The sequence below is a fragment of the Arthrobacter sp. Sr24 genome (assembly GCF_054511175.1).
On the sequence record NZ_JBTNDB010000001.1, the window covers coordinates 164,269 to 190,574 of the forward strand.

Consider the following 26,306-nt stretch of genomic DNA (forward strand, 5'->3'; position numbering starts at 1 on the left):
CGCTAGGAGACCGAAACCGCGGCGCGCGGGGCCTTCATCAGGACCTCGTCGGCCGGAACCTGACGGATGGCACCCTTGTCGGCGCTGGTGGCCATGGATGCGTAGGCGCGCAGAGCTGCGGAGACTTCCCGGACACGGCCCACGGGCTGGTAGCCGGTGGTGGATTCGAGTAGATCGCGGCGCTCGTCCAGCTCAGAATCGCTAACCAGCAGTTCCATGGAACGGTTGGGGATATCGATGCGGATCCGGTCACCGTCCCGGACAAGAGCGATGGTTCCACCAGCTGCAGCCTCGGGGGAGACGTGCCCAATGGACAGGCCGGAGGTGCCGCCGGAGAAGCGGCCATCGGTGATCAGTGCGCAGACCTTGCCCAGGCCCAGACCCTTCAGGAAGGAGGTGGGGTAGAGCATTTCCTGCATGCCGGGGCCACCGCGGGGACCTTCGTAGCGGATGACTACAACGTCGCCGGCCTTGACGATCTTGGAGAGAATCTTTTCAACGGCTTCGTCCTGAGATTCGCAGACCACAGCCGGGCCCTCGAACGTCCAGATGGACTCGTCCACGCCGGCGGTCTTGACCACGGCGCCGTCGAGCGCGATGTTGCCGCGCAGCACGCCCAAGCCACCGTCCTTGGAGAAGGCATGCTCCACGGAGCGCAAGCAACCTTCGGCGGGGTCGGTGTCCAAGGACGTCCACTCGGCCGACTGCGAGAACGCGGTGGAGGAGCGCTGTCCACCCGGGGCGGCGGTCCAGAGAGCCTGAGCCTGATCGGTGGCCTTGCCGCCGCGGATATCCCAGTCATCCAGCCAATCCGTGAGGCCCTCGGAGTGGACCGACTTCACGTTCGTGTGCAGCAGGCCGCCGCGGTTCAGCTCACCCAACAGGGCAGGAATGCCACCGGCGCGGTGCACATCCTCCATGTAGAAGGTCTTGTTTCCGGCAACGTTCGGGGCAACCTTGGCCAGGCACGGGACCTGGCGCGACTTGGCGTCAATGTCGTCCAGATCGTACTTCAGGCCAGCTTCCTGCGCTGCGGCGAGCAGGTGCAGGATCGTGTTGGTGGAGCCGCCCATGGCAATATCCAAGGCCATGGCGTTATCGAACGCTTCGAAGGAGGCGATGTTCCGCGGCAGGACGGAGTCGTCGTTGTCCTCGTAGTAACGCTTGGCAAGAGCGACGGCGGTGGCGCCGGCGCGCTCGTAGAGATCCTTGCGCGCGGTGTGTGTGGCCAGCAGCGAGCCGTTGCCCGGCAGTGACAGGCCAATGGCTTCGGTCAGGCAGTTCATGGAGTTGGCCGTGAACATGCCGGAGCAGGAGCCGCACGTGGGGCAGGCGTTGTCTTCGATGAGCTCGATGTCGGCGTCGGAAACCGTGGCGTCAACGGCGTCGGAAATGGCATTGACCAGGTCCAGCGAACGGATGGAACCGTCGGTCATGGTGACGCGGCCAGCTTCCATGGGGCCGCCGGAGACGAACACGGTGGGGATGTTCAGGCGCAGGGCGGCCATGAGCATGCCGGGGGTGATCTTGTCGCAGTTGGAGATGCAGACCAGCACGTCGGCGCAGTGCGCGTTGACCATGTACTCCACGGAATCGGCGATTAGATCGCGCGAGGGCAGCGAGTAGAGCATGCCGCCGTGGCCCATGGCGATGCCGTCGTCCACGGCGATCGTGTTGAACTCGCGCGCGATTGCGCCGGCCGCATGGATGGCGTCGGAGACGATCCGGCCCACCGGGGCGAGGTGCGTGTGGCCCGGGACGAACTCGGTGAAGGAGTTGGCGACGGCGACAATAGGCTTGCCAATGTCGGACTTGGCAACGCCGGAGGCCATCATGAGGGCCCGGGCGCCGGCCATGTTGCGGCCGTGGGTGACTGTGCGTGAACGTAATGGAGGCATAGTCACAGTCAATCAGCTTTTGGGGCCGGGCGGGAAGACGGCGCTAATACTAGTAGTGGCAGTGCTAGATTTGTTCAAATGAATGAAGAACGACGCCGGGAGCTGGGCCAGTTTCTCCGCGACCGTAGGGCTGGGCTACTTCGGGCGGACCACGGGTTGCCGCCCATTGGACGTAGCCGGATTATGGGGCTGCGCCGCGAGGAGATTGCGGCCTTCGCCGCCGTCAGTGTCACCTGGTACACGTGGCTCGAGCAGGGCCGGGACATCAACGCTTCCCGCCAGGTTCTTGAATCCATTGGGCGGGTGATGCGTCTCAGCGCGGCCGAACAGTCTTATGTGCTGGCATTGGGCGGACACGGAGCGGTTTCGCTGTCAGGGACAGCCGCCTTGGATGGAGTACCGGCGCATCTGCAAGCACTGCTCGATGCAGTGGATTTTCCGGCCTTCGCCGTGTCTCCGGACTGGGGGATTGCGGGGTGGAACGCGGCTTATCAGGCTCTATATTCGCGCATTGCGCAGGTGGCTCCGGCCGAACGGAATCTGCTCTGGTTGGTCTTTACTGACCCTGCGCTGCGCCAAATGTTGCCGGATTGGGACGTCACCTCGCGGAACTTTGTGGCGGAATTCCGTGCCGAGTCCGGCTCTCGGCTGGGTTCGGCGTCGCACACGGCCTTGGTTACGAAGCTGCAAGCGGCCAGTGTGGAGTTCGCCAGCATTTGGGCTGAACACGTGGTCCTGAACTTTTCCTCGCGGCAGCGGGTGTTTGTTCATCCACAAGTGGGGGAGCTGACGTTTGAGCAGCAACGTCTAGTGCCCGCCGACGTCCCGAATCTGCACTTCGTCATGTACGTTCCCACGGCTGGGACACCCACGCGCGAACGTCTAGCGCAGCTCGCTGCGAGTGGAGCGTAACCAGCGCACCCTCTACACATCGAGTTGACACTTAACGTTGATGTTGCGGCCGAAGATCAACGTTAAGTGGCAATTCGATTTTGCGGGAAAGCTCTACGTCAGCGCGTTGCGGCGGCCTTCGAAGGCACGGCCCAAAGTAACCTCATCGGCGTACTCCAAATCGCCACCCACCGGCAGACCTGACGCCAGGCGTGTCACGGCGATGCCCAGCGTCTTGAGCATGCGGGAGAGGTAGGTTGCGGTCGCTTCGCCTTCGAGGTTGGGGTCGGTGGCGATGATGATCTCTTGGATCTGGGCGTCGTTGAGGCGTGTGAGCAGTTCGCGGATGCGCAACTGGTCAGGGCCAATCCCGGCGATCGGATTAATGGAGCCGCCCAGCACGTGATAGCGGCCGCGGAAGGCGCGGGTGCGCTCCACTGCCAGCACGTCTTTGGATTCCTCCACCACGCAAATGACGGTAGGGTCGCGGCGTTCATCGCGGCAGATATTGCACAGTTCCGCCTCCGTGACGTTGCCGCAAACGGTGCAGAATTTAACCCGTTCCTTGACCGTGGTGATGGCATTGGACAGACGCAACATGTCGTCCTTGTCCGCTTCAAGGATGTGGAAGGCGAGCCGCTGAGCCGATTTCGGGCCGATCCCTGGCAGGCGCCCCAACTCGTCAATGAGCTCCTGAACTGCTCCCTCGTACACAATGCCTCTTGTCTATTGCTGGTTATTTCAAAATGGTGGTGTGGCTAGCTCAATGTGAATTACTGAGCGGGCGTTCCTCGATGAGTACTCCGCCAAGAATACGCTCGACGGCGGCCTGTCCCACCACGCCAGATTCCTCGATGGTGACATCGTCCGGGCTGGGGACGTCCTCCACATACGGTGTGTTGGCCACGACGGCCGGTGTGTGGGCTCGTGCTGCCTGAGCCGCCGGGCTGTTGGCCAGGCGCTGATACATGCTCAGCTTTTCCCCGCCCACTGACCCGTTCGACGCCGGATCCTCCTGGGTAGGGGCCGTCACCGAGGTATCTGACTGGCTTGGGTGAGCCGGCGTTTCAACGAAGTTGTTAGCCGGTGGCGGTGCGAATTCAGGGCTCGCCGACTGCGTGGCGGCTTGGGTCATCGGAGCATCCGAGATTGCGGCAATGGAATCGCTTGCGACCGAATTTACGGTACCAAATTCAGAGGTGCCTGAATTTGTGATGGTGGAACTTGCAGTGCCTGAATCTGTGGCAGCTGATTCTGCGGGACTTGAATCGGTGGTGCCTGATTCTGCGTGGCTTGAATCGGTGGCGGCTGATTCTGCGTGGCTTGAATCGGTGGTGCCTGAAGCCGGTGAGCCTGGCTGAGCCCAATCGGGTGCGGCAGACACGTCACCCCAACCGGGATCGGTCACATCGGATCGACGAGTCTGGCCGAGCGAAACTCCCCAGTCCTGAGCGGAGTCTGCTTGAGATGGCTGAGCGGTCTGCTGGGCAACTTGCTGCGCGAGTAGTTCGCTGCGACGAGGAGTTTCGGGGGTGGTCGGGGCAGCCACAGGCTCCTCCACCGCAGGGGTATCCCAGCCTGTCGTCCACGCGGCAATAGGAGAAATCTTAGGCGGCGTGTACGCAGGGATTACTTCGGGAACTGTCGAGCCGGCGGCCGCAGTGGCGCCGTTGGACGAATATGCATCTTCCGGAGGATAGGAAGAACCGGGCTCGTAGAGATCTGCTGGAGGAGCAAACTCTGGGTGTGGTTCATCCCAAGGATCACTGGGTTCGAGAGGGCCGTCCCAAGGGGCAGACTCATCGGCTACCGGGTGTGCAGTGGTTGCGGTCGGCGCGGATGATGCGGGTGACGCGGGGGAAAGCGCAGCTGATGATGTAGCGGCGTGTGGTTGCTGCTGTGAACGCGCGAGTGACGGAGACTTCTCGGATTCGGGGGCCTCAGCTTCTGGTGCCCGATCTGAAGCCGTCGCCACTGGCAAGCCCCAGGAATCGTGGGAAACTGCGGGCCCAGAATTTCCCTGTGTGGAAGAAGTCGAGGGCACAGATGTAGGCGCTGGTGCAGCTGTCGTAGCAGGAGCTGGCGATACTGCTACCGGTGCCTGTTGGGCCGGGGCAGCAGTGTTGCCAGGCCCTCCACGTTGTGGTGAAGGGCTACCAGTTTGAACTTTTGGGTTTGGTTCAGAGCTCGCCTTCGGGGCCTCGCCATCGACGGGAAGGATCTGAACGTTCAGTCCAAGAACCTGATTGATGGCCTGCTGAAGATTCGCCAAGTGCCCACCGTTGCTGAACGCAGCAATGAGTCCGGTGGAGGGAAGCCCTACGCGTAGTTCTTGACCGTCGAAGGTTTGCGGCACCACATTCTGGTTGACGATGACCCACGACGCCATGCGGATGTTGCGCAGTGCGCCGATGATTTCCGGCCAAGCGCGGCGGATGACTTCAATACCGGAGGAGCCAGCGGCAGACTGGCCGGCAGCCGGGGCGCCGGGAACTGGTGTGCTGGGTGTCTGAATCCCAGCAGACGGAGTGCCGCCGGGCTCTACAACAGCTTCAGATGGTGTGGTCTGCGTTGGTGCAGGCTGGGCCATCTGAGTCTGCTGTGGCTGGACAGGGGAGGGCTGGGCCTGAGCGGGGGCACTAACGGCTGGGCCGTCTTGAGGCTGGCCTATAAAGTCCACATTCCCACTGGGCGTGGGTAGATCATCCCAAGTGCGCGCCGGACGTGCGGTCTGTTGCGGCTGCTCTGAATCAACTGCTTGGGTTTGTTGAACAGGCTGGGGCACTGCCGGCGCTGGCGCTACCTGTACTTCTGGTGCCTGCAGTGTCGGTGAGGACGCTGCGGGGGCCTGCGCTGCCGGGTTGGTGCCTGAGGTCTGCCGGGCAGCCACTTCGGCGCCAGCGGCTTCCTTAGCTCGGGCCAATTGGGCGCGGACAGCCGCTAGCCCGCCAACAGCACCTTCCGCTGGGTCGCCAGCGGAAACCCCGGGCATGGATTCATATGGGGCCGGCGAGGAAATCGGGGCAGGGAAGTTTTGTGCGGGGATTCCCTGCTCAAGCGCGGAGGCAGGGGCTTGTCCTGCAGGTGCGGTCAGCGGCGTGCCGGAGTAGTTGATTCGACGTTCAAGCTGGTCGAGTCTAGTGGCCATGCCTCGAGTGGAGGAGTCAGCCCCGGGCAGCAGGAGCCGGGCGCCGAGCAATTCCAGGTGTAGCCGTGGAGAGGTTGCCCCAGTCATCTCGTTGAATGCGGCGTTGGTGACGTCTGCAGCCCGGGAGAGTTCGGCGGCACCGAGTTGCGCGGCCTGGGTCTGCATACGGGCGATGAGTTCTTCCGGGACTCCGCGCAGAATTGCGTGGGCACTTTCCGGCATGGCTTGGACGATGATCAGGTCGCGGAAGCGCTCCAGAAGATCCTCGACAAAGCGCCGGGGGTCATGCCCTGTCTGGATGACGCGGTCTACGGATTTGAAAACCGTGGCTGAGTCACTGGCAGCCAACGATTCTACGACGTCGTCCAACAAGGAGGAGTGGGTGTAACCCAGCAGGTCTACGGCCAGATCGTAGTCCAGACCAGTGGCGTTTGCGCCGGCCATCAGTTGGTCTAGAACTGAGAGGGAGTCGCGTACGGAGCCGCCGCCGGCGCGGACTACCAGAGATAGAACACCCGGGGCTACGGCTACATTCTCTTGTTCGCACAACTGTGCCAAGTAGGCCATGAGTGGCTCCGGGGGAACCAGACGGAAGGGGTAATGATGTGTCCGGGAGCGGATGGTGCCGATGACCTTGTCAGGTTCGGTGGTAGCAAAGATGAACTTGATGTGTTCCGGCGGCTCTTCAACGATCTTCAGCAAGGCGTTGAACCCAGCCGAGGTGACCATATGGGCCTCATCGATGATGAAGATTTTGTACCGGTCGCGAATGGGGGCGAAGGTTGCGCGTTCGCGGAGATCACGAGCATCGTCGACGCCACCGTGGCTGGCCGCGTCGATCTCAATGACGTCCAAGGATCCGGCTCCCCCGCGGGCCAGTTCAACGCAACTATCGCACTCGCCGCAGGGGTGCGAGGTGGGGCCCTTGGCGCAGTTCAGGCACCGGGCAAGGATGCGTGCCGAGGTGGTTTTACCGCAGCCGCGTGGGCCGGAGAAAAGGTAGGCGTGGTTGACCCGGTTTTTATCTAGGGCAGCCATAAGGGGTGCCGTGACATGTTCTTGGCCGATTACAGTGGCGAAGGAATCGGGTCGGTACCGGCGGTACAGGGCTGTTGGTGCGCTCACAGTTGAAACCCTATCTAATCCGCCTGACAAATTGCCGCACGATGCGCGCATATTGGGGGCATCTGGGGATAAATAAAGACCCCCCATGCACCCGCCAGAGCCCGCTTACCCTTGCTACCTTCCGGTCCTGGGGGAGTTCACAGGGTGACGCCACATGAGGGGCCGGGAATCAGCCTACCCGACAGCGGCTGTGCGTGCGAATCCGGCTGCGCTCTTGCTGCTCTCCGGTGAGGCATATCAATTTTTTACCGGCGGTGGTACGTTCGCCACATAGGGGCGCAAAATCAGTTGCCATACAGGCCTCGCAACGTTTTCGCCCCGCGTTGCCCGGGCCGCCGAGGAGAAGTTAGCCATGTGGAGCTACGGATTCTTTGAATGGTTTTTCTGGATGTTAGCCATCGGGACGGGACTCATGGTCCTGATGCGCAGTGAAGTTTTCTCCACCAACACTTCACAGCGCACGCATCGCCACTCCAGCCAACAATTCTTCTTGATTGTCTTGGCGGTGACCTTTGCTGCGTGCGGTTTTGTCACAGCGGCGCTGGCCATGCGCGCGGGCTTCTGACTAACAGGCTTCTGATTAACGCGGCGCGGCCCGCAGTCCTAGCGCGGGCTGGCGCAGGCGGAGTTTGTGAGCAGCGACATTGCGGTGAGCTGTGGTTGGGCTAGATGTGGTGCACGGTGGGGGATAGTGGCCCCTTAGGTGGCCCAGCTGCTCTCAAAAATGCCGCAAACGTGGAGAGAAATAGCCATCACGGCTGCCCGAGAGCGGAGGTGGGAGTCCTCGATTCGTGACTTGGGCACTTTGTCAGGTACTCTTGAACCTGCCGTGTTTTGCACGGCAAGCTGGAGGATTCGCCTAGCGGCCTATGGCGCACGCCTGGAACGCGTGTTGGGTTAACGCCCTCGGGGGTTCAAATCCCCCATCCTCCGCCAAGAAAGGTCCGGAATCATTGAGATTCCGGGCCTTTTCTCGTTAACTTCAGGACCCCGCTAACGGGCCGAGTCCAAACCCCAATCCCTAGATCGGGCTAGTCACTCCTCGAGTCCTCACGTTTGGCCCCCAAAACCTCGGTTTTGGGGGCCAAACGTGAGGACTCGAGTGCAGTAAACGAGACCAGCAACGATTTTTCGCCTTATCTGCCATATCGAACCATCGGGGCTGCAAAGATCGCATCTGCCTTACTTTCACAGTCACATTGAGGCTTCCGGTTTCATCGCGGCGCTAGACTCAGGCTGTGATTACGCAAACCTTGAACACTCTGCCCCTTATTCTCAACGATGGCACGACTGCGACCCTGCCCGAGCTGGCTGCCAAAGCCGTGCTGCTGGTGAATGTGGCCTCAGAATGCGGCTTCACCAAGCAATACGACGCCCTTGAGGCCCTCCACGCCAAGTACCGTGACCAGGGCCTGAGCGTTGTTGGCGTGCCCTGCAACCAGTTCGGTGGCCAGGAGCCTGGCACGGAAGAGGAAATTGTTGAGTTCTGCCGCAAGAACTTCGGCGTGACCTTCCCTCTTACTGCCAAGACAGATGTGAACGGCGCCGAAGCTAACCCCATCTTCGCTCTTCTGACCGACAATGGTGCCGAGCCCATTAAGTGGAACTTTGAGAAGTTCCTGATCACGAACGACGGCGGCCTGCAAGCACGCTTTGCCTCTGCAGTTACGCCGGACTCACCAGAGCTGGTAGCCGCTGTGGATGCTGCGCTCGCCTCATAGTGCTGGTCTGGGGGGCGAGGCTACTTGGCCAAGCCGTCCAGCCAGAACTGTAGAAATGCTGCCCCGGCGAAGTCGTTGATAACGTCATCGCCTAGTTCCAGATCTGCTGCGGTCTTGACCGGGTAGGGCTTTTCCGGGACACCTTCGGCCGGGCGTACATCGATGTGCTTAACGGAGTGGTCGTGGTGATGCAACCAGTCTGCCATTGCATAATCCGTGCGGGAATCGCCCACGGTCCGCCACGCCTCCGGGACAATTCCCTGAGCGGCTAAGAGTTCTACGGCCCGGCTGGCGCCCAAATCCTTGCCCAGCCGCACCGATTCAATGTCGGTAGAAATGATGGACGGATCCACGCGGTAGTCAACGCTGCCAGTTGACCCCGGTGCTCGATGCTCAAGGCGCACGGCACCCAAGCCGTGCACGCCAAGCATAGTCAACGCATCGGCGTCGAACTTCTTCTGCTCAGCCAAGTACACGCTGCTCTCTATCTCGATGTGCTGCTCCACCGAGACCATGGCGCGCTTAGTCTCGTCAAAGAACATGTGTTCGGCGTAAGAATCCGCCACGAGGTTCCGGATGTCGTCAGCAAAACCGGTGGGCATAGCTAGGGACTTGTCGACGTGGATGGGGCCAGGGCCTTCGGATGTGAAACTGAACCAGACGGCACCCTTCTCACAAATAGCGTGGACCACGGAATCGGCGGGCAGCCCGGCCGCCAACATGGGATGCATCAGCTGTTCGGAGATGAAGGTGTCGGAACGGCCGGTATTGAACACCACTGGAATGCCGCGCCGCACCAATTCGATCAAGTTCTCGATGATGTCCTCGGACACGCGGCGTGTGACGGGACTGGCGAGCGGGCCATCCACATCGAGGAGCAGGGCAAGGGGAGGGTGCGCGATTGTCATGCCCCCATGTTCCCAGCAGTGGTGCACAAGAGCCACTTTTGGTCGTCATTTTGCAACACACCGGGGCGCTAGAGGGTGACACAGTTCCTTTCGTGCACACTTGTCCCTAGTCTGGGGAGGTGATATTCAAAGCTGTTGGCGATAAACGCCCCTATCCAGACCATGGCTACATCACGCCCAAGGACTGGGCTGGTGTGGCACCGCGCCAAGTTCGATTGGCTGATCTGGTCACGACGAAGGCGCAGCTAGACCTAGAAGCGCTGCTGGCTGAGGATTCCACGTTCTTTGGCGACTTGTTCCCGCACGTTGTCCAGTGGCAGGGAACCATGTACCTGGAGGACGGGCTACACCGTGCTGTGCGGACAGCACTTCACCAGCGCACCATCTTGCACGCCCGGGTCTTGGTGATCGATGACTAAGCCGCCTGCGGGCTCGTCCTCGGATGGTCCTGCAAATAGTCCCGCCGCAACGAATCCTGCAGAGGACGATGACGTCCTACTGACGGCCCGGCAGCGCCGAAGGGCCGAGCGGGTTGCGCGCCGGCAAGCCAAGGACGAGGCGTACGAACTGCGCATGCAGCGAAAAAAAGCCAAGGATGGCACCACTTGGCGTGGGCACCACATTGTGGATTCGAGAGGCCTAGCGGAGGCGTTCCCGGCCCCTGAAACTCCTGAATTTCCGACAAGCACAGTGCGCCGGCGCATTACACACGCTGTAGTGCTGGTGCTACTGCTGTCCTTAGTAGTGGCCGGTTTGGTCCTGGTGGGCATGATCCAGCGGGGTGAGTTGGACCTGAAAATAGGCTCTGGCCGTCCTAGTCCCACCCCTTTTACGTGCCCCACTGAAACGTTGGATTACCCGGTAAATACGGCCGTCATTGTTAACGTATATAACGGTGGGAGTGTCGAAGGCATGGCAGGCAAAGTGGCGGATGAGCTGAAGAAGCGCGGGTACCAGGTTCAGGAAATTGATAACCATGACTTGGAGCTCTTGGCACCTACAGTGGTCATTTCTGGCCCAAGCGGCCACTCGGCAGCCTTCAATATGCAGCGCAACTTCCCCAATAGCGAATACGTCGAGGATGACCGCGAAGACGCCACCGTGGATGTGGTGTTGACCAGCCAGTTTGGCAACCTTGTGGCAGCCCCAGAGGTGGATCAAACCGCCGGAGTGTTGTCCTGCCCGCGGCTGAGTCCGCCGCCGAGTGAACCCCCAAGCGGTGCGCCAAGCGCTGCGCCGTCCGGGAAGCCTTAGCTCTCCGGAAAGCTCCGGACGTTTCGCCAGCCAGCCCGCGAGTTTCCTACTCGCGGCTAATTTTCCCGCGAGGGAAGCCTAGCTGCCTTGGATGGGGCTGCCGTCCGCGTCAAAGGTGGCGCCGACCCCGGCCTGAATGAACCTGACAGCCCCGGCGATGTGCTCCTCATCCGGGGTTTCGACGTTGCGGCGGGAGGCGCTGGTGGTCAAGGAGCCGTGAATGAGTTGCACGAGCCCTTCAACATCGGCTTCCGGCAGATAGCGCTGGGCCATTCCGGCGCGAAGAATATCCATCAGTATGGTGTTAAGTTCGCCCACATGGACGCCCAACTTGGCGAACGATTCATTCGACAGCACCGACCGCATGGCTGGACCAGGCGGCAGGTGGCGCCGGGTGAGATCTTCCATCTGCGCCCGAACGTACACCGCCAGACGGTTCACGGGATTCTCAAGACCGTCCAGGCTGGCCCGGAGCTCGATGACAAATTTGCCGGTTTCATCCAGCGCGTACGCCACCAGAAGCTGTTCCAGATCGGCAAAATAGTTGTAGACGGCGGTTCTGCCCACGCCGGCGGTCCTGGCAACGTCGGTCATTGTCAGGCCCGGCAGTCCATGGGTGAAAAGGAGTTCACCGAACGCATTGAGGATTTTGCGCTGCGTTTGCTCGCGCTGCGCCGCGTTCGTGGGGGCGACTATTCGAGGCATAGTGACAGTTTAGCGTCAATTCGTCAGTAAAAGTATTTGGGTTCGGAAGGGAAGGCCCTGCTGGTGGCTATCGTTGGATTGATTCTCGCCGAATACCCAAGACACGGACGACGGCGGCACTTACGTGCCGCTCAAACGGCAACTCCGCTGTGGTCATCAAGGAGGCGGACAGGGCCTTGTCGATGCATTTTATTACGAGTCTTTCGGGGATGTGCAGAGAGCGGCCAAATCGTAGCCAATCGTTGCGGTTCAGTCCCGTGCGACTGCCTGCGCTACCGCCCACTGGCAGGGCCATACCCGGATCACGTGAGGGATCGCCGTCGATGAGCTCGGTGAGGATGCCGCCGGGAACGCCTGCTGCGAAGCCTTGCTCAATTTCGCTGGCCAGCGTGCACTGCAGATCATAGGCAGGAGCCACGAGCCATTCGCCGCTGGGGTGTTGCACTACGGAGATGTTCTTGGCGTGGAGGTTGCCGTTGCCTGTGAGCCAGGCAAAGAGGAACTGTAAGAAAATATTTCTGGCAGCCAGGGCTTGCGATGAGCACATGCTGATGGCGGCGGCTGCGACAGCTTCGCTGGGCACCGCATACTTACGGCTCGGTCCTAGGCCTAATAGTTGGGCGCCGTCCTCCACCGCTAAGGGCCCACTGGGGGACCGATCAAAACGGGAGACGAGTAGCGCAGCTTGGCCAACGCCGTCGTACACCAAACGAGCATCGGCGATAGGGATGGATAGCCCACGTGCCTTGGTGAGCAAAAGATGTTCGGTCTCGACCTGGCGGTGATGGCTGCCGTCGTTGAACTTGAGGATGTAGGCGCGGGAAGGGTCCTTGTCGTGGCGGTAGGAAGCGGTGACCTTGTCCTGCAGACCGGGCAGAACTGAGAGATCAACGGGGCCAGGGACCGCGGCAAAGTCGGCAAAGTTGATGTCGTCCATGGTCTTGGTGACGGTCAGCAGAGAGGGGATGGTCTCGGGCTGTTGCCCTGCGGCGACAATCTGGACATCGCCCAGCGGGTTCTCACCGGCGGCCACGAGCAGAGAGAATTCGTCGTCCATGGTGGTTCTTACGGCCCACCGCAGCTTGGCTAGACGCTCGCCTTCGGGCAGCAGTCCTGCGAAGAACGCCGGCACGCTGCCATGGCTGAACGTGACGGCGACATCCAGCGCCGGCAGGGTGGAGGCGATGCTGGGTCCGCCGGCTTCCAGATATTCCGGCAGGTAAGCGAAGACCACGCCCAGACCAGCTTGCCGGGTCAGCGTGGCCGCGGCTATCCCGCGTTTGTAAATAACAGCCCGAGTGACTGCTTTGGCGTAGTCGAGGTTCTTCATCGGGTCACCGCGAGCGTCAGGCTCATCCCGAGGGCGCCGGCCACGGCGGTCAGGATATCCAGCCGGACGGTTTCGCGCCCATTTTCCAGATCGCTCAGTACGCGAGTGGAGATATCGGCGAGATCGGCGGTCTCGTTCTGTGTCAGGTTCAAGGACCGGCGCCTAGCCCGCAAGGCTGCACCTAATTCGACAACGTTCATGGTGATTCCGACTTTCCCGCACTTGTCACTGAGTTCCAACGGATCCGAGCCCGCAGACCAGAGGGCGGCCTGTGGCTCCATCCTAAGCCCATAGGGCCGTTTTTGTGCATGATCTTGCAGAATAATTAGGGGGAGGGTGCCGTGTTTTGGAAACGGGCGCGGTCGGGGAGTTGCTCGCCATTGACTAGGGTTGAGCGGTGAGCAATTTTCTACTGAAACGTCCGTGGACAGGTCGCATCGGCGCACTTTTGGGCATCATGGTCATGGCGTTAAGCCTGCGCACCGCTGTTTCTGTGGTGCCGCCATTGCTCGGAGAGCTCAGCGGAGAGCTGGGATTCGACGCCGGATCAACAGGTCTGCTGGCCATGTTGCCGCCGCTGATGTTTGCGTTCTTCGGGCTGCTGACCCCTGTTTTGATCCGCCGGTACGGGCTCGAAAAGGCCTTGGTAGCCGCCGTCGTTCTTGCTGTGCTGGGGCAAGTGGCGCGCTCCGCCACTGATCAGGTCTCGCCGTTTCTGGGGTTCACGGCCGTGGTCATGGCTGGCTATGGCATTGGCAACGTGGTGCTGCCGCCGCTGGTGAAGAAGTACTTCCCTGACCGGGTGGGCGTAGTTACGGCCGGGTATGTGACACTGCTGTCCGTGGGTACCGCGATCAGTCCGCAGCTGGCTGTCCCGGTGGCAGGCCTGACCAATTGGCGGGTGTCGATTGGCATGTGGGCCTCGGTGAGCTTGTTGGTGCTGCTGCCCTGGATCATCCAGTTTGTCCGGGATCGCAAGGAGCGTAGTGCTGGCCCCGGCGGTTCTGACCCTGAGGGCTCTGGTCCTGGCGGGCAGGCAGCCCACCTCAGGGCCGATGCCGTTGCGGGTTCCAGCGCTACGCCGAAGTTGCGGCCGTGGCGTTCTCCGGTGGCTTGGGGGTTGGCGATCTTCTTGGCCGGAAACTCGGCCCAAACTTATGTTTACTTCACGTGGCTGCCGCCCTACCTTTCCGGGCAGGGGCTCGATGCTGCCACGGCGGGTACGGCGCTGGCCTACTTTGCCATCCTGGGCCTGCCGGTGAGCTTGCTCGTCCCGCTCTGGGTGCCGCGCATGAAGAACCCTATAGTGGCCATCAGCCTCTTCGCGTTGTTCTGGGCCGCGGGACATCTGGGCCTGTACTTCTCGCCCGTGGACGGGACCTGGTTGTGGGTGACATTCTCCGGACTGGGTCAGGGCACCTTCGCTACGGCACTACTCATGGTGAATCTGCGCTCGCGGACAACTCACGGTTCCTCGGTTTTGTCCGGCTTTAGTCAGGGCGTGGGCTACGCGGGAGCTGGGATCGCACCCCTGTTCTTCGGCACCATCCACGAGGCCACTGGATCCTGGACCGCATCCTTCGCCATGCTCGGTGTCTGCATGGCGGTCATGATGACCGGTGCCGTCATGATCAACGCCAAACGATACATTGAAGATTCTGCCGCGGAACCCATTGATCAGGCTCCCACGGAACTCGCCGTCAACCTCAAGGAGTAAGCAGGAATGGACCTTCGATTCTTAGTGACTGAAAGCATCCCAGAGGCTGGTCTGCGCCTAATGAGCGACGCCGGTGAGCTCACCGTATTGCTGAGAACCCCGACCACGTCGGAACTGCGTGCCCTTTGTGCCAGCGGTGATTATGACGTGCTGGTGTCCCAATTGGCTGACACTATTGACGCGGAACTGCTGAGCGAGTCCAAGCTACGGGGCATCTCCAACTACGCCGTAGGGTTCAACAATATTGATGTGGCTGCTGCTACCGCCCGCGGCATTTTGGTCGGTAACACCCCCGGTGTCCTTACCGACGCCACTGCCGATATTGCCCTGCTGCTCCTGCTGGGCACGGCTCGCCGAGTTGTGGAAGCTGATGCACTGGTCCGTGCCGGCGAATTTGGCGGGTGGAAACCGGATTTGATGATTGGCAGTGACGTCTCGGGGCAGGTGCTGGGGCTGGCCGGATTTGGCCGGATCGCCCGGGCCACGGCCCGCCGAGCGTTGGGCTTTGGCATGGAGGTGGTGTTCTCACCGCGTCCGCCCGCGGAGCGCATTGTTACCGATGATGAGTTGGGCGACTTGGCCGGTAAAGTGCGCCAGTTGCCGTGGCAGGAAGTGGTGGCACAGGCTGATTTCCTGTCCCTGCACGTTCCTCTGACCCAGGACACCAAACATCTGGTGGATGCTTCTGTGCTGGCGGCCATGAAACCGGGCGCGGTCTTGATCAACACAGCCCGCGGCCCAGTGGTGGATGAGAAGGCTCTGGTGACAGCCTTGCGCGAGGGCACCATTGCTGGCGCGGGACTAGATGTTTACGAGAACGAACCGGCGCTTGCCCCCGGCCTGGCCGAACTTCCCAACACTGTGCTGCTGCCTCATATTGGCAGCGCAACGGGACCCGTCCGGGCCAAGATGGCAGTGATGGCGGCGGAGAATGCGATCGCTATGGCCAAGGGTGAACTCCCGCCGAACCCGGTCAACCCCGAGGCCCTCCCCTTCCGACGCTAGCGCAGCAATGGTGGGTTTCCTCCCGACGCTAGCGCAGCAATGGTGGGTTTCCTCCCGACGCTAGTGCAATTCCTCTGCGGGACTGCACTAGCGTTCACGAAAAAGCAGCCATTGCTGCGAGAGCGTCAAGAGCGTCAAGGGGGATTCGGTGATTTAGCCTAGAAACGCGATGAGCTGCCGGAGCCTGAGAAGCTGCCGCCGCTGGAACCGTAGCCGGAGCTACTGCCGGAACTGGAGTTGCTGCGGGCGGTTTTCACCTGACTCCGGCCGGTGGAGTAGCCGGTGCTGAAGGAAGGCACCGAGTAGAAAGCACTCCAGCCATAGACCGATCCGAGGATGGTAGGTGAACTGCTGCGGTAGGCGCTCTTGCGGCTGACATCCATGGCCAAACGCATTTGCGATTTTTCGGAACTGGTCTTCGCGAACTTTTCAATCATGGCGTCCGAGTGCTTTTGCAGCACGGCCGTCAGCTCTTTTCGAAGTTCCCGCAACTGGTCGAGAGCCTCTTCGGGTGAGAGCTTTCCTTCTTGAAAAGATGCTCCCAGATGCTGCAGCTCGCTTGTCTTCTGGGCGTGCAGGGATTCTAGAGCGAGGGTGGTGGGTAGACCCTTGGCTTCTCGCTGGCTGACTAGTGTTGGCAGTTGGTTGAGGTCATCAAGCAGTGGCTGCGACTGCCGATCCCATGCGCCCTCCCACCCAGAAAAGCGGTTCAGAAGGGTGTTGGTGTCGCCAATGACATCGTCCAGACTGTCTAATTCCTCGGCGAGATCAGCGTACTTTCCCACGATCTTCACGTTGGCGCTCTTGGATAATTCCTTTGGAGTGAAGGCGTGGACCTGTTGGTTGAGGACACTGGCTTCGTTGTAACGGGTACTGAAGTCACGGTACTTTTTCAGCACGAGAGCACCATAGGTGGAGGAATCCGGGATGGTTTTGGCGTTCAGTTCCGTGGTGTCCAGAGCCAGGCTGACGCTGGCAAATCCTACGTCGCCTCGCTGGAGATGCTCGGCCGCCTTGGAGCGGTTCTTGCTGCGGACGACTGCTCGGGCACCAAACCCCAAAAGAGCTACGCCGCCTACGACGCTAGTTGTGATGATGAAAGCTGCCGACTGATACCACGGCTGGTTGATCAGCTTGGCGGCCTTCTTCACGCCAGCGATGGTGCCATCGGTCCACTGGGCTTCCCGAAACAAATCCTTCACGGATTCCTGGATGGCTTCACGCTTTGCCAGCGACACCTTCCGGTCCTCACCCATGTACGTGCCTACTTGGCGTCCCTGCGGATCGAAGGCAAAGATGAACAGCCCATCGGCCCATTTTTGACCATCGGCGCTGATCCATTCAGGGTTGTTGGCCCGGGCATAGCGCAGGACTTCCTCGTTGAAGTTGTCGCTATAATCACCGTTGCGCGTGTAGATCGCCACGGTGGTGGGGGAATGGAAATCGATCTCCTCAAGCGCTGGCAGCAACTGCGGCTGATACAACACCTCCGCGGTATCCTTCACCACGATGTCCGTGGGAGTATCCGCCAGTGCGGCCGGCGCAACGCCGAGCACGGTTAGAAGTGTCAATGCCAGAATCCCCAATAGCTTTTGCATAGGTCCAGACCACCACTGAAACTATGCAGATGGCAAGTTAGACGACGGCGTAGGGCTAGGCACGGGATGGTCCACGAGCCTTTCCAGCACATACTCCCAATTCAGGAGTTCCTGTTCAAGACGCAGGAGGCGCCGGTACTTTCCCTGTTGCAAATTTACATAGACTGCGTGCTCATCCGGGGTCAGATGGTTCAGTACCGCATGGCTGGGGGTTTCTTCGCGGCCCCAAAAATCGCTGTGTGCCAGCAGCGTCTCCTCATCCATCAGGATGCTTTGCACATGGGGGTGGTGGGAGCGCAGCTGATCGAGGATGCGGAAACCGTGGGTGTCAATGTCACCCCAATACAACACCTCAACGTCCTTCAGCCAGACAGTGTCCCGGATGCCTTCAAAGCCGTAACCGCCACCAAAAACAGCGAGGGTCCGTGGTGCCGGGGGCAGTGCCAGGAAATTGACTAGATTTTCCGTGGTGATGATCCGGTCAACTTTCAAAGGCTGGGCGGCGAAGGCGCTGGCGGTCATTTCAACGTCGTCCATGCCCGCGGCGGGTGTCAAGGCGGGATCCAGATAGCGCACCCGAACCCTGTCCGGGGCGGCCAAAAAGCCGTGTCGGCGCGCGTAGTTCCTGCCGGTCAGGTCACGCTCGGGTGCCAGCGCAGCCAGCATCTCGTCAATGAGCCGGCGATGGTTTTCCACAAACTTCGTGTGGACGTCCGGTAGCGACAGTTGCCGCAGGTAGATACCGGGAGTCGGGTTTGCCGCGAGCCAGACGGCCACCCGCGCCGCGGTCAGCGTGTTCTCACCGTTGCGGAGCACCTCCAACGGCCGATCCTGGGTCCATTGCGCGAGTCTCGCATCGATGCCAGTCACGCGTGCCGCCAGTTCAGCGAAACGGGTGGCCTCGCGACTCATCCCCAAAAACTCGATCTCATCGGCTGCTGTGGCAAACATAACGCCCGCAGGCAGCAGGTTCGCCCCGATGGTGTTGGCGCCGACGGAAATTCGCTCCACGGAACAGCCCGCCGGAGCTGGATCCCACAGTGCCGCCCAGGCTGCTGCCTGCGCATAGTACGTGCGCAGCTGGGTGGCATTGGGACGCTTGAGAGCCCGGCGGCGGGGATAGACGCCAGTGGGCGTGCTCGCCTCGCGCAGCAGGTCACCGCGTTCCCACGCACGCAGTACTGCGTCCCAGATGTTCTTGGGGGTGCTCCAGTGAGGTGTCTCAACGTCCCCCGCAACTTTAACGACCACGCTTGTCCCGTTCTTCGCGGTATTCATGGATGCTCATGTTGCGTAGTTGTGAATCGGCACCGGTTTCATTCGCCACGAAACCCACATTGGCGACGAACGGCTCTATGACGTGGATTTTTTGCAGGGGTGTGACAATCAGAAGCTGCAGTTTCAGGCGCTTGAACAGTTCCAAGCCGTACTTGGCGGACTCGTCCGATCCACGTCCGAAGGCCTCGTCAATGACCACAAAGCGGAAGCTGCGCTGGTTGCCGGGACCGGCAGCGATCCCGAACTGGAACGCGAGGGCGGCAGCCAAAATGGTGTACGCCAGCTTCTCCTTTTGCCCACCGGACTTGCCGCCTGAATCAGTGAAATGCTCATGCTCCTCGCCGGTCTCGGTCCACTTTTCAGAAGCAGAAAACGTGAACCAATTGCGCACGTCGGTGACCTTGGCGGTCCATCGCTCATCGAGACTGGTGCGCCCCTCGCGGCCTCGGAAGCGTTCCACCAGTGCCTCAACCTGCAGGAACTTCTGCTCGGAATACTGTTCCTGCGCGCCGATGCTTCCCTCAGAGCAGGCCCGCAGATCGGTGCCGAATTCACGGACTTCCGGGTCCCCGGTGGCTTGCGGCTCGAGTTGAATATGCCGTCCCGGGTTGTACTCAATGCGGGCCAGCGATTCGTTGATTTCACCTATCCGGGAGACGATGTCCTGCTTGCGGGCATCCAGAAACGCATTGAAGGCCACGATCTCATGGATGGTGTTTTGTGTCAGGGATTCCTTGAACCGTTCTGCGAAACGGGGCAAGTCATTCTCCGCCAACTGCGTCAGAATCTTGTTGAACTCCCCGGCAGCCTCCAATGAGGCATCCAGATCAGTGGTCTCGGCCGGGTACTTGTTGCGGAAATCAGCCATGAACCGGATGGTGGTTTCCGAGGCCCGCAGCACCTGCCCATTAAGGGCATCGATTTTGGCCGTAAGCCGGACCCGGACCTTGCTTTCAACCTTGGCTGTGTTTTTGTACGTCAGGGAGTCTGATTCCAACGCCGCCGTGGCGAGCGTGCCCAGCTGAGCCAGCAAGCCGGCGTCGGACGTCAATGGCGCCTCGGTGAGAAACTCGCGGCAATCTGCGATCTGCTCGGTGATGGCCTGGATGCTGTTCTTGGCGGCACCCCTGCGCTCGGCCAAATCAGCCTGCTTCTTGGCGGCGGTTTCCAGCCGCTGCCGTGAAGCGGCCTCCCGCTCGGTGAGTTCGCGCAGGATGTCGCTGGAGGACTCCAACACCACCTTTTCGGCAGACAGATTTTCCATGGTTCGCACGGTGCTGCGCCAGTCCAGGCTGCTGAAACTGCCGACGGCGTTGACCATGCCGATGTGTTGTTGCTGGCGCCCTAGCTTGCCGATCTGAGTATCGATTCGCCCCAAGCCATCGGCTGCGGCGCGCTCCTGCCCTTCTGCCTGTTCCAGGGCGGAACGCAGCCGGGCGATCTTGTCATGGTTGTCCCAGCCGAGCACATAGCTGGAGCGGTCGGTGAGTGCTTTGCGGTCATCCTTCTCATGGCGGCCACCACCGCTCTTGAGCTGACCGTTGATGGTCAGCGCCTTCGGGTGGCGCCGGAATTCGGCCATGGTGTCGGCGCATTGGTGGTCAAAGCGGCGGCCCAGCTCCTCGAGCAGAAATTCCCGCAGCGGGGTGCCCGGTTTGATGGTCATCTTGGCGGCCAGTGTCCCGGCCACTAAGGGGCGGGGAGATGAGGTGTCCGGGACCTTCAAGTAGACCAAGCGGGCGCGCAAATTGTTGGAATCCACCCAGTCGCTGACCACGGAGTACTGCTCTCCGGTCACCAGCAAGGAGAGCGCAAAGCCGTGGAGAGTGCGCTCCGCGGCGCCTTCCCAGGCGGATTCGGAATCGCGGACCTTCAGCAGCTCGCCGGCAAACGGTAGCTCGGATGCTGAAAGGCCAGTGCCTTGGCAGAGCCGTTCTCGCAGGGCAATCAGCCATCCGGGCAGCAGATTGGCGCGGTTCAACAGGCTCTTGAGTTCGTCCTTGTGCCCGGTAGCCTGTTCGGCGGCCTCGGAGCGTTGCCGGTCAAGGGCAGTGCGCTTCTCCTGCAGCTCTGTATTGGCCTCGATCAGGTGCTTTTCCACCCCAGGCAATGCGGCGGCGTTGGCATCGAAAACCACCTGATCTTCGGGATCAAACAGTCCCAATACCTCGGCGGCTTGGGCGTAGGAGCTATAGCGGCCGCGCTGGGCATCGGATTCGATGGACAGCCGGGCCAACTCGCCCTCGATGGCGGCGATCCGGCCGCCGCCGCTGTTGCGAATATCGTCGCGCAGATCGGCCAGCTCCAGATTGAGCCGCCCCACTTCAGCCGTCAACGCTTTTTGGCGTTCCGCTAGTTTCGCGGCGGCCTGCTCTAATTCCAGCAGGTGCGCTTCACTCAGTTCCAGTTTCCGGCTGGTGAACCACGGGGAAAGCTGTTCGCGCTGCCCGTGCGCACTGTTGTAGTCAACGGTCAGTTTGGCGTGCCGGGCGGCGTTGTCGCGGACCGGTTCCAGCATGCGGATCTGGTCCCTAGCGCGGAGCACGGCATTGTGGGCCTTCTTCAGGTCATCAAAGTGGTGCAGCAGGTTCTTGATGCGGGTTTCAACATCGTCCTCCTCCAGCATGTTGGTGCGCACAAAGTGGGTGATGTTCTCCACCTGCTTCATGGAGACCGTGCGGTGGAACAGATCCATGGCCTGCGCGGAGCCAATGCCGAAGTGTCGCTTGAACGCAGCACCGTACTTCTCAAAGACGTCAAAAATTGCCACGCCTTCGGCCCGCAGCCGCCGTTTCAGCTTGGCCATATCGGCGCCAAAGTCGGAGAACGCGTCCTTGATGGACTGGTCCCCTTCGGCGATGGAGTAAAAACGGGTGGGCTGCCCTGCCTCCTGCGTGGCCCAGAGCGTGATGGCCAGCGTGATGGTCTTGTCCAATGCGGCGTTGTGGAAGACGCCCAGCACCACCGAATAACTGCCGGGCCCGCGCAACGCCACTGGGCGCGAGGCATCACCAATACCGCTGCGGGCGCTCTTGTGGAAGCCGCGCACGTACGACATCAGCGAGCGTTCCTTCTTTTGCGCGCCCGCCGCCTTGTTGTATTCAATGCGGTTGGCGGGCAGCAGCAGCGTGGTGATGGCATCCACCACCGTGGACTTCCCCGAGCCAATGTCACCGGTGAGGAGGCTGTTCTCCCCGTCCATCTGGAAGGTGCGCACCTTGGCATTGAACGTGCCCCAGTTCAGCAGTTCCAGACGGTGCAGACGGAATCCTGGGCGAGTTCCGGCGTCGTCAATGCTCAGGTCATCGAGGCTGAAAAGGCCGGTTTGGGCTTGGGCGCTCATGCGGTGGCCGCCTTTGCTGTTGTGGCTGCAGACTTTCCTGTGGAACGTCCGACGGCGGATACCCCGCCTTCCAGCGTGGCCCGGTAATCGGCCAGCCGGGCATCGAATTCTTCCAGCCACTGGGCGTCCACATAGGCCTTCAGAATGCGGGCCACCTCGTAGCTGTTGTCTTGTCCGCGCAGCTTGCGCAAAAAGCCCAGTTCGGTGACCTTCTTGATATTGCTGGCCAGCTGGTCCTGGATGCGGGCCTCGTTGCTGGTCGCGGGGAGGAAAACGGAGACCATATCGGCAATTTGTTCCGTGGTCATGATCAGGCGGGTTTCACTGTTCTGCTGATCGAACTCGGCGAGCCGGGCGCGCAACAACGCCAGCAGCAAGGAGACATGGAAGGTGAGCTGGCGGCGCGGGATCAGACGCGGCAGATCGGCGTCGGCCGTGGGACTGGAACGCAGAAAGGCATAGCCCTCACTGTCATCGAGCACCAGCTCTAGGCCCAACACGGCAACATAATCCCGGGTTTGGGCGGAGAGTTCCATGAGCCGCTGCCACAGCCGCTCATCACTTTCGCGGTACAGCACACCCTTGAACAACTTGGTCACCACCAGAGGCAGGCCATCCGGAGTGCGGGCCGGAGCGTCGAGGCCGTCCAACGTGTCCGGCTCCTCAGTGGTGTCGAGAGGGAAAGTGCTCATGTGGGCCTCACAAAGATGATTTTCTCGATGGTGGCTTCGCGGAGGCCGCCATCGGGGAGTGTCCAGGACAGGGTTTGGGTGGATTCCGGGTCAATGACGGCTTCGGGTGACTCCGTGGCGAGCTGGAAGTATGTGACGATTTCTGCCAAGCCCTGGCTGAGCGGGAAGGCATCGGTGATATCCGCTAGGGTGGCCCGTTCGGCGCCGGCAAGGACTCCGGCAATATTGGCTTCAAGGCGCTGCGGGTCAACATGGAACTGGTCAAAAAGTGCTTGGGCATCAACATCCAGGTCCTCTGAAATGTTGACGATGTCGTTGATGGCGACCTGCCGGCTGGGCTCATACAGGGGCCGCTCAAAAGGTAAGGCAACGGGCACTTCGTGTCCTGACAACTCGGAAAAGTTGCCGGTTGGCGGGGTGTCCCTGACGGCAACAGCACCGGATTCCACATTGCGGATCAACGCCATGATCCGTTTGTTTTCCAGGAACACCTTGTCATCGAGCAACCGCCGGATCTGGGCGGAGAGCTGGCGGACGGTTGACTGAGTTTGTTCCACTGCCGGTAGCCAGTCGCGTTGCATGCCGGTGATGGATGTCAGTCCTTCTTCGGTGGCGAGGGCCTTGATGTTGGTGGCCCGTTCCAGCAGCTCGTGGAGTTCGTTGCGTAGTTGCGGGGACATGAGGTAGTCCCAGAAACCTTGGAAGGTGCGGCCTTGGAGCGAGCCGCTGATGTCCTGTTGGGAGGAAAAGATGGACTCCAGCAGATCGCCCTGCCCCCCTTCCCACTGGGATATTTGTTCCCGGAGGTTGCGGTCGAGTTTGCGGAAGTTGCTCTCAACTTCGCGGAAATCGGAGAGCAGGTCTTTGGCCTGGGAGGTGAGCTGGTGGAAATGATCCACGGCTTCGGGATCGGTCATGACCGGAATGGTGCCGGAGCGGATCTGTTCCATTTGGGTGTCAATGTCATCGCGTTGGCGCTGGAGCTCAGCCAGCCGGGCCTCCGGGTCCGTTTCGGATCCGTGGACCAGAGCCTTGAGTAAGTTGAAGATGCTGGAGAGTCTGGACTGGGTTGGCACAAAATCACGGCCCTGCAGCGACTCGACCCAACGGATCACGTCCTCAGTGGACGCCGTGAGATCGTAGACAGGCTCGTCGCGGCCATCGGCATAGAACTTGCGCAGCCAGGCCTTGGCCGGTTCAGCCCAGTCGTCAAGGTACTCACCGGCCGAGCGCGGAAACTTATCCTCACCGAGGGAATCACGCAGGCTGAACAGGACATCATCCAGGACGTCAATCAGGTCTTGGCGGCCCAGATTTCGCTGGTTGGGTTCGGTGAAGGCGGTCATGAAAAACGTCAGGGCCAGCGGCGCATGCTGGGCACGCAACAAAGACCAACCGGCGTGGTTCTCACGCAGCGAGTTGATTGAAAAATAGTCCATGTCCGTGGCTCCCAACGGGGCAATTGCTTCACTAGTAATCGTAGACGCCGTGGCCGACAAACAAGCATCGATGACCGGTTCACAACCGGGGTGTGTACGGCTGGCTCCGTCCGTTTAATCGATGGCTGTGCTCAGCCCTCGCCCAACTCCTTTTCCAACAGTTCTATGCTCGGCAGGCTGGAAGTGAATTCCTCGGGCAGCGACCCCATGATCTCAGTTTTCCACTCGGCCACGCCAATGGGTGAGCTGTACCCCCGCAGTGCGTATTCAGCCACCACATTGTTCTTCGTTTTGCACAGCAGCAACCCAACGGTTGGTTTGTCATCAGGGTGGGCCAGCAAGTCGTCCACCGCGGACATGTAGAACCCCAATTGTCCAAGGTAACCGGGGTCGAACTTGCCGGCTTTGAGCTCAATGACCACAAAGCTGCGCAGCCGGAAATTGTAAAAGAGCAGGTCAGCAAAAAATTCGTCTCCGCCAATGACCAGACGGAACTGTCGGCCAACAAAGGCGAAACCTTGTCCCAGTTCCAGCAGAAATTTCTCCACGTGGTCAACCAGTTGAGTTTCAAGCTCGCGTTCGTTGTGCCGATCCGTCATGGACACAAAGTCGAAGACATAGGGATCCTTCATGGCTTGTTGCAGAAGATCTGAATCCGCAGCAGGCAGAACTGTGTTGAAATTGCTGATGGCTTGTCCCGACCGCTCATGCAAGCGGGTCTCGATGTGGTGTACCAGGACATTGCGTGACCAGCCATGTTCGACGGCGGCAGCTGCATGCCAGATGCGTGTGGGGGAATCGCTGAGCTTCTCCAGAAGTGCGATCTGGTGGTACCAAGGCAATGTTGCAAGCGGCGCTTGCAACATTGAGTCCTTGGGCCATGCTGCAGCGAAAGATTTCATGTAGCGGAGATTCCGTGGGGAGAATCCGCGGGTATCTGGAAATTGTTCCCTGAGATCTGCCGCAAGGCGTCCCACCACTTTTGAGCCCCATCCGTCCGAGGCCTCACGTTCCAGCAAATCATTGCCGATCGCCCAATACGTGGCAACAAGTTCTTGGTTGACGGCTGTGACAGCCCGGATCCGGCCGGCGGAAACCTTGCCGGAAACGGACGCCAGCATGTCCGGATACCAATCGGGCATCAAAGTTCGTGCTGGCGTCGACGGGAAACTGGCGTCATTTTCGTTGGAATCGTTCTTCGGTGACATGAGCAAACCTCTTTCGAATTCTGCAGCCTTCCTATGTTTGCAAGCTACCTGCAGGGTCCGACATTGTTGCTCCAGCAGCTGCACTTTAGAGGTGTTAGAGGCGTCGTGTTGGGGCCAAAATTCCCAACTCCCAATGAACTCCCAACTTTCTTGGGAGTTGGGAGTTCGCCGGCATGCTTAGGCGTTGCTCCGTTCTTCCGCATACAGCGGTGCCATGGCTTTCATCTGTTCCATGACCAACTTGATCGCGGCCGGCTGCTTGTCCGGCGGGTACCCATTCATGACCAGCAACCGCTTAATATAGGAACGCAGTTTGGCCCGAACGTCTTCACGCACCGTCCAATCCGTGCGAACATCCCGGCGCATGATCTTCACCAGCTGACGCGCAATCTCCGCCAGTACACCCTTGCCCTGAATTTCCACCGACGATTCGTTCTCGGCCACCGCATCGAAGAACGCCAGCTCATCCGTGCCCAGCGGCGGTCAAAGGTTTTGCCACGATCAGCCTCGGCAGCAACTTCGCGCGCCAGTTCCACCAGCTCAGCAATGATCTCCGCCGAGGACAGCTGCTGATTCCTCGCCTTCTGCGCCTTGGCAATTAATTCCGGCGTCGTCCGCGGAGGAAGTAGAAGAAGCAGCAGAGGAAGGTACGACGGCGTTCCCCACCGTCAGCGGGTCCCTCAGGTAATCCACTGCTCCCCACATGGCGTTGAGGAACGCTTTTGGCCCACGCGTGCTCAGTGTGGCCCGCCAATCGTGCCCCGGCGAGGATTTGGCGCAACTGTGCTACAAATTCATGGACCATGCCCCGATGGCTTCGTCAATGTTCTTGCCAGCAGGCTTCTTGGCGCGGTCGGTTTGGTTCACGCGGGCCAGGGTCTGCATGAGCAGGGCGCCCTTGAATGGCCGGTCCAATTTTCAATTGTCGTGTGAACGTGAATAGTTCTTCGGGCCACGGGGCCGATTCAGGCTGTGAAGTCTGGACCCCATCTGGACACTCCCAGCTGCAACGGCTACCGTGACAATCGCGGGCTGGCTCTGTTGCT

The 26,306-nt window shown here is 60.6% G+C and carries 22 protein-coding genes, 1 tRNA gene, 1 other RNA gene and 1 pseudogene; 8 read left to right on the forward strand and 17 right to left on the reverse strand.

Annotation, left to right across the window (positions count from 1 at the left end; genetic code table 11):
- Positions 1-2: 2 nt before the first annotated feature.
- A complete protein-coding gene (ilvD, locus tag ACX80D_RS00860) occupies positions 3-1,898 on the reverse strand; it encodes a dihydroxy-acid dehydratase (RefSeq protein ID WP_459320641.1) in 1,896 nt (631 codons plus the stop codon).
- Between the two features lie 78 nt (positions 1,899-1,976).
- Here ilvD and ACX80D_RS00865 point away from each other — a divergent pair, with 78 nt between their 5' ends.
- A complete protein-coding gene (locus ACX80D_RS00865) occupies positions 1,977-2,810 on the forward strand; it encodes a helix-turn-helix transcriptional regulator (RefSeq protein ID WP_459320642.1) in 834 nt (277 codons plus the stop codon).
- 93 nt (positions 2,811-2,903) lie between these two features.
- On the opposite strand, the gene recR is transcribed toward ACX80D_RS00865, so the two are convergent.
- The 3 genes from recR to ffs all read right to left on the reverse strand — a co-directional run bounded on the left by recR (position 2,904) and on the right by ffs (position 7,229).
- The gene (gene recR / locus ACX80D_RS00870; RefSeq protein WP_459320643.1) at positions 2,904-3,503 is read right to left on the reverse strand and encodes a recombination mediator RecR; all 600 of its coding nucleotides are present in this window, start codon (positions 3,501-3,503) and stop codon (positions 2,904-2,906) included.
- Between the two features lie 49 nt (positions 3,504-3,552).
- Positions 3,553-7,062 carry a DNA polymerase III subunit gamma and tau gene (locus ACX80D_RS00875; RefSeq protein WP_459320645.1) on the reverse strand — a complete coding sequence of 1,170 codons (3,510 nt, stop codon included), beginning with the start codon at positions 7,060-7,062 and terminating at the stop codon, positions 3,553-3,555.
- A 71-nt stretch (positions 7,063-7,133) separates the two neighbouring features.
- Positions 7,134-7,229, reverse strand: an RNA gene (ffs, locus tag ACX80D_RS00880) — signal recognition particle sRNA small type.
- 185 nt (positions 7,230-7,414) lie between these two features.
- Here ffs and ACX80D_RS00885 point away from each other — a divergent pair.
- The 3 genes from ACX80D_RS00885 to ACX80D_RS00895 all read left to right on the forward strand — a co-directional run bounded on the left by ACX80D_RS00885 (position 7,415) and on the right by ACX80D_RS00895 (position 8,783).
- On the forward strand, positions 7,415-7,627 hold the full coding sequence (locus ACX80D_RS00885) for a hypothetical protein (protein ID WP_459320646.1): 213 nt from the start codon (positions 7,415-7,417) through the stop codon (positions 7,625-7,627).
- A 283-nt stretch (positions 7,628-7,910) separates the two neighbouring features.
- Positions 7,911-7,998 (forward strand) — tRNA-Ser (locus tag ACX80D_RS00890).
- A gap of 302 nt (positions 7,999-8,300) precedes the next feature.
- Positions 8,301-8,783, forward strand: coding sequence for a glutathione peroxidase (locus tag ACX80D_RS00895; protein WP_459320647.1), 483 nt, complete (start codon positions 8,301-8,303; stop codon positions 8,781-8,783).
- Between the two features lie 20 nt (positions 8,784-8,803).
- On the opposite strand, the gene ACX80D_RS00900 is transcribed toward ACX80D_RS00895, so the two are convergent.
- Entirely contained in the window at positions 8,804-9,691 is an 888-nt protein-coding gene (locus ACX80D_RS00900; RefSeq protein WP_459320648.1) for a Cof-type HAD-IIB family hydrolase, read from the reverse strand.
- Between the two features lie 119 nt (positions 9,692-9,810).
- Between ACX80D_RS00900 and ACX80D_RS00905 the strand changes: the two genes are divergently transcribed.
- Both ACX80D_RS00905 and ACX80D_RS00910 read left to right on the forward strand, forming a co-directional pair.
- A complete protein-coding gene (locus ACX80D_RS00905; RefSeq protein ID WP_459320649.1) occupies positions 9,811-10,110 on the forward strand; it encodes a type II toxin-antitoxin system VapB family antitoxin in 300 nt (99 codons plus the stop codon).
- Positions 10,103-10,945, forward strand: coding sequence for a LytR C-terminal domain-containing protein (locus ACX80D_RS00910; protein ID WP_459320650.1), 843 nt, complete (start codon positions 10,103-10,105; stop codon positions 10,943-10,945). Before ACX80D_RS00905 ends, ACX80D_RS00910 begins: the two co-directional genes overlap by 8 nt.
- Before the next feature lie 78 nt (positions 10,946-11,023).
- On the opposite strand, the gene ACX80D_RS00915 is transcribed toward ACX80D_RS00910, so the two are convergent.
- The 3 genes from ACX80D_RS00915 to ACX80D_RS00925 form a co-directional block, all read right to left on the reverse strand.
- Positions 11,024-11,650 carry a TetR/AcrR family transcriptional regulator gene (locus ACX80D_RS00915; protein WP_459320652.1) on the reverse strand — a complete coding sequence of 209 codons (627 nt, stop codon included), beginning with the start codon at positions 11,648-11,650 and terminating at the stop codon, positions 11,024-11,026.
- 67 nt (positions 11,651-11,717) lie between these two features.
- Positions 11,718-12,980: a type II toxin-antitoxin system HipA family toxin gene (locus ACX80D_RS00920; protein WP_459320653.1), complete on the reverse strand. Its 1,263-nt coding sequence runs from the start codon at positions 12,978-12,980 to the stop codon at positions 11,718-11,720.
- Positions 12,977-13,180 (reverse strand): helix-turn-helix domain-containing protein, encoded by a 204-nt coding sequence (locus ACX80D_RS00925; protein WP_459320654.1) that lies wholly within the window; start codon positions 13,178-13,180, stop codon positions 12,977-12,979. Before ACX80D_RS00925 ends, ACX80D_RS00920 begins: the two co-directional genes overlap by 4 nt.
- 197 nt (positions 13,181-13,377) lie before the next feature.
- On the opposite strand from ACX80D_RS00925, the gene ACX80D_RS00930 reads away from it, so the two are divergent.
- Both ACX80D_RS00930 and ACX80D_RS00935 read left to right on the forward strand, forming a co-directional pair.
- Positions 13,378-14,697 (forward strand): MFS transporter, encoded by a 1,320-nt coding sequence (locus ACX80D_RS00930; RefSeq protein WP_459320655.1) that lies wholly within the window; start codon positions 13,378-13,380, stop codon positions 14,695-14,697.
- Positions 14,698-14,703: 6 nt separating this feature from the next.
- Positions 14,704-15,702, forward strand: a complete 999-nt coding sequence (locus tag ACX80D_RS00935; RefSeq protein WP_459320656.1) for a 2-hydroxyacid dehydrogenase — start codon at positions 14,704-14,706, stop codon at positions 15,700-15,702.
- Positions 15,703-15,860: 158 nt separating this feature from the next.
- Here the strand turns inward: ACX80D_RS00935 and ACX80D_RS00940 are convergent, their stop codons facing one another.
- The 9 genes and pseudogenes from ACX80D_RS00940 to ACX80D_RS00980 form a co-directional block, all read right to left on the reverse strand.
- On the reverse strand, positions 15,861-17,300 hold the full coding sequence (locus ACX80D_RS00940) for a DUF5129 domain-containing protein (RefSeq protein ID WP_459320657.1): 1,440 nt from the start codon (positions 17,298-17,300) through the stop codon (positions 15,861-15,863).
- A gap of 21 nt (positions 17,301-17,321) precedes the next feature.
- Complete coding sequence (locus ACX80D_RS00945; RefSeq protein ID WP_459320658.1) at positions 17,322-18,578, reverse strand: Wadjet anti-phage system protein JetD domain-containing protein; 1,257 nt, start codon at positions 18,576-18,578, stop codon at positions 17,322-17,324.
- Complete coding sequence (locus ACX80D_RS00950; protein WP_459320659.1) at positions 18,541-21,921, reverse strand: ATP-binding protein; 3,381 nt, start codon at positions 21,919-21,921, stop codon at positions 18,541-18,543. Before ACX80D_RS00950 ends, ACX80D_RS00945 begins: the two co-directional genes overlap by 38 nt.
- The gene (locus ACX80D_RS00955; protein ID WP_459320660.1) at positions 21,918-22,613 is read right to left on the reverse strand and encodes a DUF4194 domain-containing protein; all 696 of its coding nucleotides are present in this window, start codon (positions 22,611-22,613) and stop codon (positions 21,918-21,920) included. The genes ACX80D_RS00950 and ACX80D_RS00955 overlap by 4 nt, the downstream gene beginning before the upstream one ends.
- Positions 22,610-24,052 carry a DUF3375 domain-containing protein gene (locus tag ACX80D_RS00960; RefSeq protein ID WP_459320661.1) on the reverse strand — a complete coding sequence of 481 codons (1,443 nt, stop codon included), beginning with the start codon at positions 24,050-24,052 and terminating at the stop codon, positions 22,610-22,612. Before ACX80D_RS00960 ends, ACX80D_RS00955 begins: the two co-directional genes overlap by 4 nt.
- A gap of 131 nt (positions 24,053-24,183) precedes the next feature.
- On the reverse strand, positions 24,184-25,260 hold the full coding sequence (locus ACX80D_RS00965; RefSeq protein ID WP_459320662.1) for a PDDEXK nuclease domain-containing protein: 1,077 nt from the start codon (positions 25,258-25,260) through the stop codon (positions 24,184-24,186).
- A 177-nt stretch (positions 25,261-25,437) separates the two neighbouring features.
- Positions 25,438-25,835: pseudogene (locus ACX80D_RS00970) on the reverse strand (type I restriction enzyme endonuclease domain-containing protein); the annotation flags it as partial.
- Positions 25,801-25,965 carry a hypothetical protein gene (locus ACX80D_RS00975; protein ID WP_459320663.1) on the reverse strand — a complete coding sequence of 55 codons (165 nt, stop codon included), beginning with the start codon at positions 25,963-25,965 and terminating at the stop codon, positions 25,801-25,803. The gene ACX80D_RS00975 and the pseudogene ACX80D_RS00970, both read right to left, overlap by 35 nt.
- Positions 25,966-26,046: 81 nt before the next feature.
- Positions 26,047-26,175 (reverse strand): hypothetical protein, encoded by a 129-nt coding sequence (locus ACX80D_RS00980; protein ID WP_459320664.1) that lies wholly within the window; start codon positions 26,173-26,175, stop codon positions 26,047-26,049.
- Positions 26,176-26,306 lie beyond the last annotated feature (131 nt).